The sequence below is a fragment of the Streptosporangium sp. NPDC051023 genome (assembly GCF_040689595.1).
In the GTDB taxonomy this organism is placed as follows: Bacteria; Actinomycetota; Actinomycetes; order Streptosporangiales; family Streptosporangiaceae; genus Streptosporangium.
The window spans coordinates 12,239-28,132 of the sequence record NZ_JBFBCE010000114.1 but is presented as its reverse complement, the minus strand read 5'-3'; the positions used below and the strand labels follow the sequence as shown (position 1 = coordinate 28,132).

Sequence of the window (15,894 nt, the reverse complement as noted above, 5' to 3'; positions counted from 1 at the left end):
ACCTGCACACGAGCGGTCATCGCACACCCCCGAAGCGCTCGAATAGGCGTTAAATAGGTGATACCCGGCACGATGCTTGATCCAACAGAGCACCGTTAGCGGTACCCGCCGACAACCGGGCTGACCGGACAGATCCAAGGCTCTGTCGGGTCAGCGTCCTGGCGCGGCTCGCCCAGGTCAACGGCAGGTTCGTTGGATTTTCCGCGATTACTACTGGGACCCTGAGCCGAGTTGGCCAGGGTGGACACCAAGGCTGCGACCACGCTGGCATTTGCCGGGACGGCGCCCGGGCGCGTGCCGTACCCGGGGGGAGCGGGGACGGCACGCGCTGGGGTCAGAACAGGGACGGCCAGCCGGGGAGGATGGGCGTCGGGATGTGAGCGGGAGGCGGTTGTGGCAGCCTGGAGGTGAGGCCGGAGGCGGGTGAGACGGCCTCGCAGCGCTTTCCGCGCGGCGGCAGCGTTCGGGAGATCAGGTAGGCGTCGAAGGTGCCGGTGGTGCAGTCGCTCCAGCCGTAGACGCCGTGGCCCCAGCCCTCATAGGTGAGCACCCTGGCGTACGGGCCGAGCTGACGGGCGAGGCCGGCGGTCCACTCATAGGGCGTGGCGGGGTCGTGCAGCGCGGTGCCCAGCAGTAGCGGGAAGCTGTCACGGACCCGCGTGGGACGCTGGGGATTGGGGATCGGCGTGGGCTGGGCCAGGCAGACGGGCGCCAGCGTGGCGGCGAGTGGACCGTACCTCATATCGGGCGCGAGCCTGGCCGAGCGGCGCAGGTGGCTGGCGTACTCGCTGTAGCCACGGGCCCGCAGGTCGAAGTCCTGGCACAGGATCGGGAAGGGGAAGGCGGCCACCTCCCCGTTCTGGTAGGGGGCGAGAACGCCGGGAGGCAGAGCGGCGCCGTTGTCGAGGTCGACCAGGAGTTGCGCGAGGAACTCCCACTGCGGGCCGTAGAACCGCAGGTGCGCCTCGCTGATCAGTGAGAGAGCTGTCACCGGGATGTCGGGGAACTCCGGGTTCCGCAGCTCGCCACGGTCGGCCTTGGCGAGCAGCCGGGTCCAGACCGCGCGTACGCCCTGCTCGTGCAACGCGCAGCTCTGCGACCGCGCGCACCAGTTCGCGAACTCGTTGAAGGAGTCCTGGGCGGTGACGGCCTCGGTGTCGAAGAACTCCTTCATGTCCAGGCTGTGATCGACGTTGCTGTCCAGCGCGAGCGCGCGTACCCGGCCTGGGTACATCTCCGCATACTGCTGACCGAGCAGCGTGCCGTAGGACAGGCCGTAGAAGGTCAGCTTCTCCTCGCCCAGGGCCGCCCTGATGGCGTCCAGGTCACGTACCACGTTGAGGGTGTTCACCTGGTCGTAGAGCGGACCGGTACGGGCCCGGCAGTCGGCGCGCAGATCGGTGATGCCCACGCGCAGCGCCTCGAACTGGGCCGCATTCGCCGGGACCAGGTACGGCGTCCGGTTCAGCGCCTCGCCGGAGCAGACGATGGGGTGGCTGCGGGCCACACCACGCGGATCGAAGCCGACGATGTCGAAGCGGCGGTGGAGCTCATCGCTCAGCCAGTTGGGCCTCGCCATGACAAAGTCGACCCCGGAACCACCCGGCCCGCCGGGATTGATCAGCAGAGAGCCGACCCTGGCGGCGGGGTCGGTGGCCTTGTGCCGAGCTAGCGCCAGGTCGATCCTCGGCCCGTTCCGCCTGTTCCAGTCGATCGGTACGGACACCGTCCCGCAGTCGAAGCCGGGATTGTCCTGGCAGGGCGACCAGGCGATGGTCGAGGCGGCGAGCGGGGTCGCCGCGGCGGCGACCCCGGTGGGGATGGGGAGCAGTAAGGCGATGATGGCGAGTGCGAGGCCTAACAGGGGAATTCTTCGTCGCACGTGTTCCTCCGAGCGGTGGGGGTTCCCGGGGGGTGTGCCAGCGCCCGGCGGAGCCCCCAAGGGCCGGACGATGGAGGTGATGCAGACCCGACCTGATAGGGACGAGTTATGTGGATCTTCCATCAAAGGCGCCCGGGGGACAAATCTTGCTTTAGGGGGAAATATCGTGTTCTGTCGCATCGGGGGGGTGGCTGACTCGGCAGTCTGGTGGGCGATTTCCGGCTCTTTGTCAGCTTTGAATCGGATATATCCGGCCTCGGGGAACAATGGAGCAGCCAATAGTGCTACCGGCCGGTAATATGTGCTGACCCAACAGAGCTTTGGGTCTGTCCGATTCCTGGGACGGCGTCTTACCAGGTCAGCCCAGTGGGGCAACTACGGGAGTCAATCCGGTCCCATGCCAGGGTGGTGCCGCAACGCTTCGAGAGCGCCCCGAACTGTATGTCTGTTGTTTTGGGCCTTGAGCGAGGCGGGGTCGTCGGTGGTGCGTATCAGGATTGCGCGGGTTCCTCGTGGGGCGCGTTGAGGGCGGTGGTGAAGAGGTTGGCGATTTTGAACGGTGTCTGGTCGCCGAGGAAGAGGTCGACGGTCTCGTTCGCATCGGCGTATGCGGCGTCGCTGCGCGGGAAGAGCCCCTGTTCGTAGGTGGTGAGTGCCATTTCGATGTCGCCGGGGTTGGCGGCGATCGCCTTGGCGAGTTCGGCGCCGTCGAGCATCGCCAGGTTCGCGCCCTCGCCGGACGGCGGCATCAGGTGTGCGGCGTCGCCGAGGAGTGTCACGCCGGGGGTGCGGTCCCATCGGTGCCCGTCGGGGAGGGTGTAGATCGGGCGCGGGACCGGTGCGGTGTCGCTGTCGGTGATCAGAGCGGTGAGCTCCGGCGCCCATCCCTGGAGCTCGGCCGCGACCTGGGCGATCGCGGCGGCGTCGGTGAAGTCGATGCCGGCCACCCACTCCTCAGGGCAGTGCAGTTCGAAGTACGTGTGCAGGATGTTGCCCGCCTCGCGGTGCGCGATGATCCCCTTTCCGGGAGACAGGGCGTACATCGCACCGCCGCCGACCGCCTTGGCCGCCGCGGGGTGCCGCTCGTCGGCGTCGTGCAGGAAGGTCTCGATGGAGGAGGTGCCGGTGTAGCGGGGCTTGGCGTCGGACAGCAGCGGCCTGATCCTCGACCAGGCGCCGTCGGCGCCGACCAGGAGGCCGGTGGTCACGGCCGGTCCCTCGGCAAAGGTCACCTCATGCAGGCCGTCGCCCAGGGACCGGGCACCGGTGACCTTGCGTCCCCAGTAGATAGCCTCGGCAGGCAAGGAGTTGAGCAGAATCCGACGCAGGTCGCCGCGGAGCACCTCCGGACGCCCGTGTGTGCCGTCGTCGGGCATTTCGGCCAGCACTGTTCCGCGGGAGTCGAGCACGCGTGAAGCCGCGCCGCCCGCATGGATGATCGCGCGGAACTCCTCCATCAGGCCGGCCGCCTCGAGCGCGAGCTGCCCGTTGTAGTCATGGATGTCGAGCTGGCCACCCTGCGTGCGGGCCTCCGCAGAGGAATCGGCCTCATAGACCGTCGCGGGGATGCCGTTGACATGCAGAACGCGGGCGAGGGTGAGGCCACCAAGGCCCGCACCGATGATCGTGACTGGTGTCGTCATCATGTGCCTCTCAAACTCGGTTGGAGCACTGCTCCAATATATCCATTTTGGAGCAGTGCTCCAATCGGTGGCATGATGGAGCTCATGGCGACCAAGACGCAACGAGGGGAACGGCGCGCGGACGCGCTGTCGAGGGAGCGGATCGTCGAGGTGGCGATCGAGATCCTCGACGCCGGCGGTGAGAGCGCCCTGACCATCCGCGCGCTCACGGCCCGCCTGGTGACGGGGACCGGGGCGATCTATCACCACGTCGCCAACATGAACGAACTGCTCGCGGCGGCCACCGACGACGTCATCGTCAGTGCCATGACCAACGTGGTCAGCGTCGCCGATCCGCGGGAGGCGATCCGGGCCACCGCCCTCGCAGTGTTCGACGCGACCGACTCCCATCCCTGGGCGGGCTCCCAGCTCTCGCGTGAGCCGTGGCAGCCTGCGTTCCTGCAGATCGCCGAAAGCCTCGGCAGGCACCTCCAGGCGCTTGGTGTCCCCCGGCGAGCACAGTTCGACTGCGGATCCGCGCTCGGGAACTACGTCCTCGGCGTTGCCGGACAGAACGCCGCCCACGCTCGCCTCCACCCGCACGACCGGTCGGCCGTACTCGAAGACATCGCCGCACGGTGGGCGCAACTTGACCCCGACAAGTACCCGATCATGCGCCAGGTGGCGACACAACTGCCCGAGCACGACGACCGCGCGCAGTTCCTGGTTGGCATCGACCTCATCCTGGCCGGCATCACAACCGTTCTCTAAGCAGCGTCCGAGGACCACCCCGCACTCCTGCCCGGCGACCATTGGGCCTTCGGAGGAAGCCGACGGAACCAGCTTGCTTATCTGAGAGGAAATCCACAGGCATGAGCAGGCACGCCAGGGCGCTCGACCAGGGCAAACAGCTCTCGTCACCGAATCGTCGTCAAGATCGCTTCTCTGGCGCCAAAACCCGGTCCAATCCTCCCGGAGGCCGTTTCGCGAGTGTCGCGAGGCACTCGCGCGGGCGCACGCACGAGGAACCTGACGGCGGGTTTTGCCAGGATTCTCGTGCGCGCACGTGATACCCCACGATCGGGGACAGACCACATACGGGAGAAAGAGGCAGCGGGGTGCTGAGCCGCTGGTCAGGACGCTTGCTTGCCAGGTGATGTGCCCTTGCGTTCAGTGCCCGCTTCGTGGACCGCGCCCGGTGCCGGGCCGTGATGAGGCTGCGCCTGCGAACTCGGGCACGTTTCTTTGAATGTCAGGCAGGGCCGCTGGACCGCTTTCTGCCCGCTTCGCCGGCTCGGGGTGGTGCGGCGGCCGCGGCGGCGTAGCGGCGGGCAAGGTGCGCGAAGGCGTGCTTGAGATCGGCCGGGCCGACGACCTCGATGTCGGCGTCGAACCTGCCGATGGCGGCGGCCAGCGCGGGCCAGGACCACGAGCCGAGGACGAGCCGGCAGCGATCCGGGCCGAGTTCCTGGACCACCCCGTCGCGGGTGTGGAGGGACACGACGGCGGCGGGCAGGCGGAGGATCACCTCGCCTCGGCAGGGCCAGCCGGCGGTGCCGTCGGAGCCCTGGAACCTGCTGGTCACGAAGGCGGCGACGTCCCTTCCCGGCAGTTGGCGAGGGGGGAAACGGGGGCCCGTGGGGGTGCGCGGGGTGATCCGGTCGGCGCGGAAAATGCGCCAGTCGTCCCGGTCGAGATCCCAGGCGATGAGGTACCAGCGCCCGCCCCGGGCGACGAGGTGGTGCGGCTCGGCTCGGCGCGGCGCGACCGGCGTGTCGTCGTCTGTCCCCGGCGGGGAGTACGCAAAGCGCAACACCTCCCGAGCGTGCACAGCGGCGCTGAGTGCCATGAGCACGTCGCTGTCGATCTGGGGGGTGTCTGGCCGTTCGACGGCAGTGACCCGAAGGGTGTCGATGCGGTGGCGCAGCCGTACGGGCATGACCTGGCGGACGGTGTTCAACGCGCGTTCCGCGGCTTCGGCGATGCCGGCGCCGGAGATGGTGGCGATCTGGAGTGCGACGGCCAGGGCGACGGCCTGGTCGTCGTCGAACAGTAACGGAGGCAATCGTGTGCCGGCGTCGAGTCGGTACCCGCCGTCGGGCCCCTTGAAGGTCACGATGGGGTAGCCGAGCTCGCGCAGCCGGTCGACATCGCGGCGTACGGTACGCGGGCTGACCTGCAGCCGCTCGGCCAGCAGCGCCCCCGGCCAGTCCCGGCGGGCCTGCAGTAGCGAGAGCAGCGCCAGCAGTCGCGCTGAGGTTTTCGGCATGAATGCCATCGTGCCGCAAGAAGCGGTCACATCCTGGCCGCTTTCCCTGCGGTTGTGGTCGCGAGCAGGGCCAGGACCGCCGATCCTCGTGCCCGTCATCGAACGGCGGGCAAGTCGGTTGATGCCGCGCGCGTGGGCCAGGGCGTGGGCGGCCTCGTGTAGCATCAGTGTGTTGATCTACATTGTAAAGGCGTCCGGGCGACTTCAAGATCAACTAAACAAAGGACTAAAGACCGTTCCCCAAAAACAAAGCACGATGTCACCGCCGGCAGCGAGCAGGGTCGGGTACACCATCGCGATCCCTGTGCCGGGCAGGACCTGCGCGGGCGCCCAGATCGGGAAAGTTGTGCCGACGGTGACCAGGCTGGACGAAGCTGACGGGGACGGGCGAGACGCTGGGTCGCCGTGCTGCCGCTTCGTGAGGAATGTCCGTCCATGGCGGACGATGAAGGGAAAGGGGAGCACCCACTCCTTTCCGTTCTCAACGTATAGCGTACCGGGGGGCTTGCGGCAAGACCCGGGTCGTGCCGCAGAATCGTCGGCCGAGGCCAGAACCTGTGGAAATGAGAGTCGCGAAGTGCGTGTGTTGTTGTCGGCGTATGGGGCGTGTGTGGACGTCGAACCGGTGGTGGGACTCGCGGTGCGGTTGCGGGAACTCGGTGTGGGGGTCCATGTCAGGCAGGGCGTTGCTCGTCATGGTCGCCAGGTTCGTCACGCCGGTCCAGGCGCCTTGTTGCGCGCAGTGGTGCAAGCGACCTCAGATCGGAGCTAATGACGTGAACCCCTTGACTGCCAGCGCGTTTGACCTTCCCGACCATCTTTCTCCCAAGGGTGATCCGGCGCTGATCGCCGGCGATGAGCAGCACTTCGCGGCCATTGCGGAGAGCCTCGAGCAGTCGATCGCCGAGCTGTCTGATCGCCTCGATGCCGAGCTCAAGGCGCCCGGCGGCATAGGCCGGCAGGCGATGGACCGGGACATGGAGATTCACCGGCTGACCGCTCGCTTGCGCGCACTGCGTCGCTTCGGTTTGGACCTGTGTCTCGGACACATGGTCAGCGCGGACAATCCCGAGCCCGTGTACGTCGGACGACTTGGCCTTACGGACAGCGCGGGTCGTCGGTTGTTGCTCGACTGGCGTTCCCCAGCGGCTGAGCCGTTCTTCGGAGCCACTCACGCCAACCCGATGGGGTTGGCAAGCCGCCGCAGGTATCGCTGGACTCGCGGCCGGATCAGCGACTACTGGGACGAGGTGTTCACCTCGGATGGGTTTGTCGGGCATGCCGCGCTCGACGATCAGTCCGCCTTCATCGCCAGCTTGGGTGGTAACCGGTCAGCACGGATGCGAGACGTGCTGGGCACCATCCAGGCTGACCAGGACGCCATCATTCGCGCGGGGTCTCGTGGAGCTCTCGTCGTCGATGGTGGTCCGGGTACGGGGAAGACCGTTGTCGCTCTGCACCGCTCCGCCTACCTTCTCTACTCCGATCCTCGTCTCGGTCACCGTCGGGGCGGCGTGCTGTTTGTCGGTCCGCACCAGCCCTATCTGGCCTACGTCGCCGATGTCCTGCCCAGCCTCGGAGAGGAGGGCGTGCAGACCTGCACCCTGCGGGACCTCGTCGTCGAGGGAGCCGCGGCGGCGATCGAGGCCGACCCGAACGTGGCTCTCCTGAAGTCGTCCGCGAACCTGGTGAAGGCGATCGAGAAGGCCGTCAGGTTCTATGAGAACCCGCCTACCAAGGGGATGACGGTCACGACCCACTGGTCCGAGATCTGGCTGAGCGCCGACGATTGGGCCGAGGCGTTCGAGGCGCCGGAACCCGGTACTCCGCACAACGAGGCGCGCGATCAGATCTGGGAGGAGCTGCTCACGATTCTGGTGGACAAGCACGACGATGATGACGTCTCGGCTGACCTGCTCCGCAAGTCGCTGCTGCGGAACAGGGAGTTGCTCACGACATTCAACCGGGCGTGGCCGCTGCTCGAGGCGGCTGACTTGGTCGGAGATCTGTGGTCGGTGCCCGCCTATCTGCGGTTGTGTGCTCCCTGGCTCAGCTCTGACGACATTCGGAGGCTGCAGCGCGGGGACGCTCAGGCCTGGACGGTGTCCGACCTGCCGCTCCTGGACGCGGCTCGGCAGCGGCTCGGCGACCCGGAGGCGTCGCGACGTAAGCGTCGGCATGACGCTTCTGTCGCCGCTCAACGCGAGCGCATGGCGCAGGTCGTCGACAATCTGCTCGAGGCCGATGACGATGGTGAAGGTGCGGTGACGATGCTTCGCGGCCAGGACATACGGGATGCCTTGGTCGACGAGACCGCGTCGCCCGGCACCGAACCGGACCGGCTCGCTGGCCCGTTCGCGCACGTCGTCGTGGATGAGGCTCAGGAACTGACCGACGCAGAGTGGCAGATGCTGCTGCTGCGATGCCCGTCCCGGAGCTTCACCATTGTCGGGGATCGTGCCCAGGCCAGGCACGGGTTCACGGAGTCGTGGCAGGAACGGCTCGAGCGGATCGGGCTCGACCGGATCAACCTGGCTTCTCTGAGCATCAACTACCGGACGCCGGAAGAAATCATGGCGGAAGCCGAGCCGGTTATTCGGGCTGTGCTCCCGGATGCCAATGTGCCGACCTCCATCCGTAGCGGTGGCGTCCCCGTTGTACACGCATCCGTTTCGGATCTGAGCTCGATCCTCGACACCTGGCTCGCCGCGCATGCCGATGGGATCGCCTGTGTCATCGGTGATCCCGCATTCCCGGCGACGTCCAGGGTCCGGTCGCTGACCCCGGAGCTGTCGAAGGGGCTTGAGTTCGACCTGGTCGTTCTCATCGACCCGGAGACGTTCGGTGAGGGTATTGAAGGAGCGGTGGACCGCTATGTCGCCATGACTCGGGCGACTCAGCAACTCGTCATTCTCACGAGCTCCTGACGTTGGCCGGACGGAGGGGCGTCCGCCGCCCGAGTGTTCGCAGCCGTCAGCTGGAGCACTCGAGCGCTGTCCGGACGAACCGGGTGATCCACGGTGATCGGCTGCCCGCCGGCCAGAGAGCCAGGGTTTGGTACGGCGCCGCGTCGGGCACTGGGCGGTACGTCACGTCCGGCCGGACGTTTCTCACGGCCAGTGAGGAGGGCACCAACGCCACGGCCTGGCCAAGGGCGACCACCTCCAGCAGCTGTGCGCTGTCCCGCACGACCGGGCCGTCGGCGGGCCTGCCCGGGTTTCCCAGCCAGTAGTCGCTGTTGACAACCGTCGGGTCACTCCACCGGGGAGCCGGTTCATTGACCAGGTCGGTGGTGCTGAGGACATCGCGCCCGGCTAGCTCGTGGTCTGGGGTGAGCGCGGCGACGCGCGGTTCGATTGTCAGCAGCTCGGTGTCGAGACCGTGGCCGTTGAAGCAGGCCGCGATCGCCACGTCCGCGCGCCCGTCGCAACCCTCAGCAGTTCCTCGATGCAGCGAGCGGACTCGCTGCTGGACGAGGCGCTGGCGCTGTGGCGGGGAGACGCGCTGGCCGACGTGCGCGATGCCCCCTTCGCCGGTACGGCCGGCGCGCGGCTGGAGGAGCTGCGCGCCGCGGCCATTGAAGACCGGTTCGAGGCGGGGCTGCGACTGGGCCGCCACGACGAGATCCTGGCCGATATGGCGGCGGTGGCTGCCTGCCACCCGTTGCGCGAACGGCTGGCCGGATTGCGCATGCGAACCTTGCACGCGGCAGGCCGCCAGTCCGAAGCGCTGGCCGTGTTCGAACAGGTCCGCGGCACGCTCGCCGAGGAACTGGGCGTTGACCCGTCCGAGGAACTGCGCAAATCCGGGTCCCGGAGGAGTGGGGAAGACCCGGCTGGCCGTGGAGGCGGTGAGCCGGCAGCGGGCCCATCGGCGTGGCCGGGTCTGGCTCGTCCCTCTGGCCGGGGTGACCACGGCGGACGGGCTGCCCGAGGCGGTGCTGGGCACGCTCAGCGTTGCCGATGTCCGGCTGTCCGGTACACCGCTGGAGCGGGTGGTCAATCTGCTCGCCGGTGGTGAAGGTGTGCTGGTGCTTGACAACTGCGAACAGATCTCCGGACCCGTCGCTGAGTTCGCCGGGCAGTTGCTGGAGCGCCAGCCGTACTTGACCATCCTGGCCACGAGCAGGGAACCGCTGGAAGTCATGGGCGAGACGCTGTGTCGTCTGGGCCCGCTCGACCTGCCGCCGGCGCACGCGGATTCCGCTCGGGCCGGTGAGTCGGCCGCGGTGCGGCTGTTCCTCGATCGCGCGGCAGCCGTACAGCCCGGTTTCACGCTGGACGCGCTGACCGCGGCCTCGGTCGTGGACATCGTGCGCCGGTTGGATGGACTGCCGCTGGCCCTGGAGCTGGCCGCGGCGCGACTGCGGACGATGAGCGCCGACCAGTCGGACCGCTGGGCGATCGCCTGCACCTTCATGATCGAAGCCATGCGGTATTGCGAACGGGGCGATCGGGAAAACTCCGCGACCGCGATGGCAGTGGCGCTGTACGCGTTCGAGGAGGTGGGTGATCGGTGGTGGACGGCGAAGACGCTGTACGGCCTGGCGCAGATCCACGCCATCGCCGGTGACCACGACCAGGCGATCACCGCCTACGAGCACAGCATCGCGATCGTCACTGACCTCGGTTCGCAGGACGAGGTCTCCACCCGGCTCGGGCTCGCCACCGACGACCACGGCGATACCGAACTGTGCTCCCTTGCGGAGGTGCTCGCGGAACGGCTCGGCCGTACTGACTACGACACCGCCTACCAACGGGGCGCCGGCATAACACCCCGCGAGGCCACCGACCGGCTGACAAGGCTGCGCGTATAAGGCCGCGTGCGGGCGCTGATCCTGCCGCCGGTCTCGGCGCTCAGGCGGACCAGTGCGCCGGGCGGGTGAGGGCGGGCGGAAGCTTGGTTCCGGCGTCGCCCTTGGCCGCGTCCAGTTGGGACTGGATCAGGAAGATGCTCTCGGCGAGGTCGGTGCCCCGCAGATCGGCGCCCCGCAGATCGGCCCCGGTGAGATCGGCCATGGTCAGGTCGGCCTGCCTGAGGTCGGCTCCGATGAGGTACGCCCCCCTGAGGTTGGCGCCCCTGAGGTCGGCGCCCTTGAGCTTGGCCCCGATGAGGTCGGCGCCTCTGCGGTCCTTCCGCTTGTTCCGGATCCCGGCCCGGGCGAGCTCGCTCGCCCGCAACAGCAGGACGTTGACGTCCCGCCGCAGGGCCGCCACGTCCGTTTTCGCGAGAACGCCGGGGTTCTCCCGGGTGAGGAGATCGATCTCCTCGAGCGTGCGGCCCAGTTCGCCGCTGATCGGGCGTGACTGTGGCAGCGCGAGCGCCTCGGTCAGGTACCACAGCAGCTCGTGGAGGTCCCGCATGACCGGGAAAACCTCGAACATCTGCCTGGCGGTTCGCGGGGCGCTCCGCCAGTCGTTCCCGCCGAAGGTCACCTGGGAGACTTTCTGCCCGGCGCCGAAGCAGTCGTAGACGGTGCAGCCCCGAAAACCCCGCTGCCTGAGGTGCGCGTGGATGCCGCAGCGGAAATCCGGCTGGAGGTTGGGGCACGCCTGCCCGGCGTTCTTGTCGATGGGGAAGTCCGTGGAGGCCGAGAAAGCCGGCACGACGCAGCACAGGGCGAAGCAGTTCGCGCAGTCGGCGCGCAGGTCGCCGCGGTCCGCTCCGGAGGCGGGCTGTGCGTGTGCGTGGTTGTCGGACAACGTGCCGGGTCTCCCATGCGAAGCCGTCGGGCCGGTCGTGACCGGAGCCAGGGTGAAAGGTATGCGGAGCGCGTTTTCTCCGAATGCTCCTTCACGCACCTTAGCCGACCTCACCGATGGCGCCGCCGCGGCGGCGGGCGTGCCGTACGGCGCCAGGCGGCGTCTTCCACGGCCTTTCGTGGTCACTCCTCGGCGTGGTGCGGTGTTGTCCGGGGAGGACGGGCCGGCCGTGCTCGCCCGACGGGGGCGCCTCCCACCCCCTCCGAGGGGGGCGGGAGGCGCGTGTGTCAGTTGCGGGGCCCGGCCGCGTGGGCCGCGGTGTACAGGGCGTTCAGCAGTGCGAGCGGGCGCGGGTCCGGATAGACGGCGTGGGCCTGGTTCATCGCGTAGGAGAAACCGATCCGTTCCGTGGGCCAGGCCGCGTGCCGGGAGCCTCCCGCGCCCGCGTGGCCGAAGGCGTCCGGCGCGGGGCCGAAGATTTCCAGCTCGGTCTGCAGCTCGAAACCGGTCGCGTAGGCGATCGGGCTGCCCCACAACGGCTCGACGCCGTACCGAAGCTGCCTGCGGCCGCGCTCGAGCGTCGACTCCTTCAGCACGCGCACCCCGTCCAGCTCGCCGCCGCGTGCCAGGCAGGCGTAGAAGCGGGCGATCGACCGGGCGGTGCCGTGGGCGTTCACCCCGGGCATCTCGGTGCCGCGGAAGGCGGCGCTGTTCCACAGGGCGGGGGAGCCGGTGATCGTCAGCGGGTTGCGTGCCAGGTCGCGCAGCGGGTCGCCGGTGGGCGGCTCATCGGGGTCGGCCAGGAAGCCCGGGCCCGCGCTCATCGTGGAGACCCGATGGTGCAGTTCGCCGGGCAGCCCGATCCAGACCTCGAGTCCCAGCGGCCGGGCGAACTCGTCGGCGAAGAAGGCGCCGACGCTTCGCCCGTCGACGCGGCGTACCAGCTCGCCGGCGAGCCACCCGTAGGTCAGGGCGTGGTAGGTGAAGGCGGCGCGCGGGTCGGCCAGCGGCTCCTGGGCGGCGAGCAGCTTGGCCATGAGGCCCGGGTCCAGTATCTGCTCGGTGCCGATCGGCTCGCGGATCCCGGGCAGCCTGGCCTGGTGCGACATGATCTCGGAGACCGTGATGGCGCCCTTGCCCGCCGCGGCGAACTCGGGCCAGTAGCGGGCGGCCGGCGCGTCGAGGTCGAGCAGTCCGCGCTCGGCCAGCAGGAGCACGCACGCGGCGACCAGCCCCTTGGTGCCGGAGAACACCAGTTGCAGGGTGTCCTCCCGCCAGGGCCTGCCGGTCTGCGGGTCGGCGTGACCACCCCACAGGTCGGCCACGAGCTCGCCGTCGCGGTAGGCCGCGAACGCCGCGCCCACCTCGCCGAACTCCGTGAAGTTGCGGGCGAACGCCTCGGCGACCGCGTCGAAGCCGGGGGCCGTGAAGCCGTTGACGTCCATCAGGTGACACTCGCTTTCCGGGTGGCCTGCGCCAGTAGCGCACGCGCGGCCCGCTTGGCATCCTCGGCTGCGGTGGCGCCGGGGTCGTGGTGGTCGGCGACGACGGTGGCGCCTTCGAGCAGGATCAGCAGCTGACGGCCGAGCAGGGCCGGCTGGGCGGCGCCCGCGCGTTCGGCGATGCCGGTCAGCAGCTCCAGGTAGCGGCCGAGGTGGCGGACCGCCACCTCGAGGGCGGGGCTGTCGTGCCGCTGGGCCGCCGCGTTGACGATCGCGCAGCCGCGGAAGCCCGGTTCCGCGTACCAGCCGCCGAGGGTGTCGAACACGGCGTCGAGCTGGTCGCCGGGGTCCGGGCCCGCTGTGTCGACCGTGCCGGCCAGCCAGCGCGTGATCCGGTCGCTTCGTTCGTCCAGGACCGCGCCGATGAGGCCGTCCTTGGATCCGAAGTGGCGGTAGAGCGTCTCCTTCGACGCCCCGACCACGCCGCACAGCTCCGCGACGCCGACCCCGTCGAGCCCGCGCCGGTAAAAGATCTCGGTCGCCGCCGCGAGGATGGCGTCGCGGGTGCGCGCAGGATCCAGAGAGGTTCCCTTAGGTACTGGCACGAAGGAGATAGTACCGATCGGTTCGACGTCTGGCTAGTCGGGCGCCGCGCGGGCCGGTCACGTCAGGGCCGGGAGGGTACGGCCCGCGGTCTCGCTAGACACCCGCCTCGTAGAAGGCCGCCAGGTCACCCCGTGAGGAAACGCCCAGCTTGGAGAACGCCTTGTAGAGGTGGTTGCCCACCGTTCTTGGGCTGATGCCCAGGCGCCCCGCTATCTCCTTGTTGCCGTGGCCGGTGGCGGCCAGTCGTACGACGCGTTCCTCCTGCGCGGTGAGGCGGCGGCACAGGGCGTTGCCCGGCGTGCTCGCCGCGGCGCGGAGCTCGGCCAGCGCCCGCTCGGCCCATGGCCGGGCGCCCAGCCGGGTGAAGATCGTGTGCGCGGACTCCAGGGTCCTCTTGGCGCTGCCTCGCTGTCTGGCCCTGCGCAGCAGCTCGCCGTGGAGCATGACGGTGCGCGCCTGCTCGTACGGCACGGCCCGCAGCAGAGCCGCCGCCGCGGGCAGCAGCCGCTCGGCCGAGGAGCCGTCGAGCAACGCCCGGCAGCGCAGTGCCAGACCGGCCTGCTCCGGCCGGCCCGTCCCGGCCGCCCATTCCTCGAAACGGGCCAGCGGGCCCAGGCAGGCCGCCGCCTCACCGGCCCCTGCCGCCGCCTCGACCAGGTCGGGTACCGACCTGGGGTGCAGCGGCCCGCCGAGCAGGGCCTCCAGCGCCAGGCCGTTCCTGCCCCAGCCCAGGTGGAACAGCCCCAGCGCCCATCTGCCGAACGAGGAGCCGGCTTCCACGGCGTCGCGGGGCGGCTCGGTGCCGCTGACCGCGTCCAGCCAGGCGAGCATGCCGCGCAGTCGGCCCGCGGTCCGGTCCTGGCCGCCGTCGAGTGCGTGCTCCAGGCCCTCCCGTGCCGCCTCTCGCGCGGCGTCGTGCTCGCCCAGGTGCAGCAGCGCCTCGGCCTGGCCGCCGAGCGCCCGGGGGAGCAGGCCGAACAGGCCTGTGTCCCTGGCCTGCCGTACCCGCGCCGAGGCCAGGGTCAGCGCCGCCCGGTCGTCACCGGCCAGCAGCAGGCCCTCGACCGGGCCGGTCGGGTGCCGGTCGGCCAGCCTGGCCTCGACCCTGGCCAGTTCGAGGCGTACCCCGGCGTCGGGGGCCAGGGCCGTGGCGCGGGCGGCCAGGTTCCTGGCGTGCGCGGCCAGCCCCAGGTCAGCCGCCCCTGAGGCCGCGGCCGACAGGCGGCGGGCACGTGGCCCGGGGACGGGCGTCAGCCTGGCCGACTCCTGGAGCACGGCGGCCGCCTGCGCGGGCCCGGGAAGAGCGGCCGCGACCCGCTCCAGCAGGTCGGCGGTGCCGGGTTCGCGGCCGGTCGCCGACGCCGCCCGGTGCAGCGCGCCGCGCGAGGGATCGAGCACGGCCGCCAGCGCCCGGTGAGCCGCGAGCCGGTCGGTGATCGGCGCCGTCCTGAGCAGCGCGGGCCCCAGCAGCGGATGGGTGAACCGCACCCCCGAGGATTCGATCCGCACCAGCCCCGCCATCTCCGCGTGACACAGGTCGCTGAATCCCGCGCCGAGCGCGAGTGCCGCCGCCGCAAGCGTTCCCGGCTCGGCGGTGCCGCCGACCGCGCACAGCAGCAGCATGGTCGTCGTCGCGGCGGGCAGGGGGGGCAGGGTGGCGAGGACCCTGGCGGCGGTGGCGTGGGAGACGGTGAGCGACAACGTCTGCGCCGGGCGGCCCGCCGTCTGGGCGAACTCCGTCAGCGCCAGCGGGTTGCCCGCCGAGGCCTCGGTGATCCGCCGCCGGGTGTGGGCGGGCAGGTCGTGGCCTCGCTCGGCGAGCAGTGCGGCCGAGTCCTCCTGTGACAGCGGGCCGAGCCGCAGCGTGGCCAGGTCGTAGGGCTGCAGGGGGTCGCGGGCCGCCAGCAGGAGGGCCACCGAGATGCCCGCCAGACGCCTGGCGGCGAACTGCAGGACCTCGGCCGTCGGCTCGTCGAGCCACTGGACGTCGTCCACCAGGCATGCCAGGGGCTGGTCCGCCGCGGCCTCGCCGAGCATGGCCAGCAGCCGCAGGCCCGTCGTCAGCTCGCCGGTCCGCGGCCTGGGCGTTTCGAGCGCGGCGGGGAACAGGCGCAGGACGCCCGCGTACGGCAGGCCGCGTTCGCGGGCGACGGCCCCGGCGCGCAGGACCCGCATCCCTCGCTTCCGCGCCCTGGCGGCGGCCTCGTCGAGCAGGGTCGATCTGCCGATCCCCAGCTCACCCGTGACGACCAGCACGCCTCCGCTGCCGGATGACGCCTCGGCCAGCAACCCGTCGACGGCCAGCAGCTCAGGTGTTCGCCCGTGGAGCACTCTTCGACGCTAGCCTCGGGCGTCGATCTGTCACTGAACG

Annotated in this window: 12 protein-coding genes; 4 read left to right on the top strand and 8 right to left on the bottom strand. The window is 69.9% G+C overall.

Going from position 1 to position 15,894, the window contains the following annotated elements:
- Positions 1–334 precede the first annotated feature (334 nt).
- Positions 335–1,882, bottom strand: coding sequence for an alpha/beta hydrolase (locus AB0395_RS42875; RefSeq protein WP_366292416.1), 1,548 nt, complete (start codon positions 1,880–1,882; stop codon positions 335–337).
- Between the two features lie 491 nt (positions 1,883–2,373).
- Positions 2,374–3,528, bottom strand: a complete 1,155-nt coding sequence (locus AB0395_RS42870) for an NAD(P)/FAD-dependent oxidoreductase (RefSeq protein WP_366292413.1) — start codon at positions 3,526–3,528, stop codon at positions 2,374–2,376.
- Positions 3,529–3,597: 69 nt separating this feature from the next.
- Between AB0395_RS42870 and AB0395_RS42865 the strand changes: the two genes are divergently transcribed.
- Complete coding sequence (locus tag AB0395_RS42865) at positions 3,598–4,275, top strand: TetR/AcrR family transcriptional regulator C-terminal domain-containing protein (protein WP_366292411.1); 678 nt, start codon at positions 3,598–3,600, stop codon at positions 4,273–4,275.
- Between the two features lie 481 nt (positions 4,276–4,756).
- On the opposite strand, the gene AB0395_RS42860 is transcribed toward AB0395_RS42865, so the two are convergent.
- Positions 4,757–5,773 (bottom strand): WYL domain-containing protein, encoded by a 1,017-nt coding sequence (locus tag AB0395_RS42860; RefSeq protein WP_366292409.1) that lies wholly within the window; start codon positions 5,771–5,773, stop codon positions 4,757–4,759.
- Between the two features lie 776 nt (positions 5,774–6,549).
- On the opposite strand from AB0395_RS42860, the gene helR reads away from it, so the two are divergent.
- Positions 6,550–8,700, top strand: coding sequence for an RNA polymerase recycling motor ATPase HelR (gene helR / locus AB0395_RS42855; RefSeq protein ID WP_366292406.1), 2,151 nt, complete (start codon positions 6,550–6,552; stop codon positions 8,698–8,700).
- A 46-nt stretch (positions 8,701–8,746) separates the two neighbouring features.
- Here helR and AB0395_RS42850 read toward each other — a convergent pair whose 3' ends face one another.
- Positions 8,747–9,226 (bottom strand): LysR substrate-binding domain-containing protein, encoded by a 480-nt coding sequence (locus AB0395_RS42850; protein WP_366292418.1) that lies wholly within the window; start codon positions 9,224–9,226, stop codon positions 8,747–8,749.
- On the opposite strand from AB0395_RS42850, the gene AB0395_RS42845 reads away from it, so the two are divergent.
- Positions 9,221–9,793: an AfsR/SARP family transcriptional regulator gene (locus AB0395_RS42845; protein ID WP_366292403.1), complete on the top strand. Its 573-nt coding sequence runs from the start codon at positions 9,221–9,223 to the stop codon at positions 9,791–9,793. The two genes, AB0395_RS42850 and AB0395_RS42845, sit on opposite strands and share 6 nt — an antisense overlap.
- Entirely contained in the window at positions 9,681–10,589 is a 909-nt protein-coding gene (locus AB0395_RS42840) for a tetratricopeptide repeat protein (protein ID WP_366292400.1), read from the top strand. Before AB0395_RS42845 ends, AB0395_RS42840 begins: the two co-directional genes overlap by 113 nt.
- Before the next feature lie 40 nt (positions 10,590–10,629).
- On the opposite strand, the gene AB0395_RS42835 is transcribed toward AB0395_RS42840, so the two are convergent.
- From AB0395_RS42835 to AB0395_RS42820, 4 genes are all read right to left on the bottom strand, one after another.
- Positions 10,630–11,475 carry a pentapeptide repeat-containing protein gene (locus AB0395_RS42835; protein ID WP_366292397.1) on the bottom strand — a complete coding sequence of 282 codons (846 nt, stop codon included), beginning with the start codon at positions 11,473–11,475 and terminating at the stop codon, positions 10,630–10,632.
- Positions 11,476–11,762: 287 nt separating this feature from the next.
- Positions 11,763–12,920 carry a serine hydrolase domain-containing protein gene (locus AB0395_RS42830; protein WP_366292394.1) on the bottom strand — a complete coding sequence of 386 codons (1,158 nt, stop codon included), beginning with the start codon at positions 12,918–12,920 and terminating at the stop codon, positions 11,763–11,765.
- Positions 12,920–13,522: a TetR/AcrR family transcriptional regulator gene (locus AB0395_RS42825; RefSeq protein WP_366292391.1), complete on the bottom strand. Its 603-nt coding sequence runs from the start codon at positions 13,520–13,522 to the stop codon at positions 12,920–12,922. The genes AB0395_RS42830 and AB0395_RS42825 overlap by 1 nt, the downstream gene beginning before the upstream one ends.
- Before the next feature lie 94 nt (positions 13,523–13,616).
- Positions 13,617–15,854, bottom strand: a complete 2,238-nt coding sequence (locus AB0395_RS42820) for a LuxR C-terminal-related transcriptional regulator (RefSeq protein WP_366292388.1) — start codon at positions 15,852–15,854, stop codon at positions 13,617–13,619.
- Positions 15,855–15,894 lie beyond the last annotated feature (40 nt).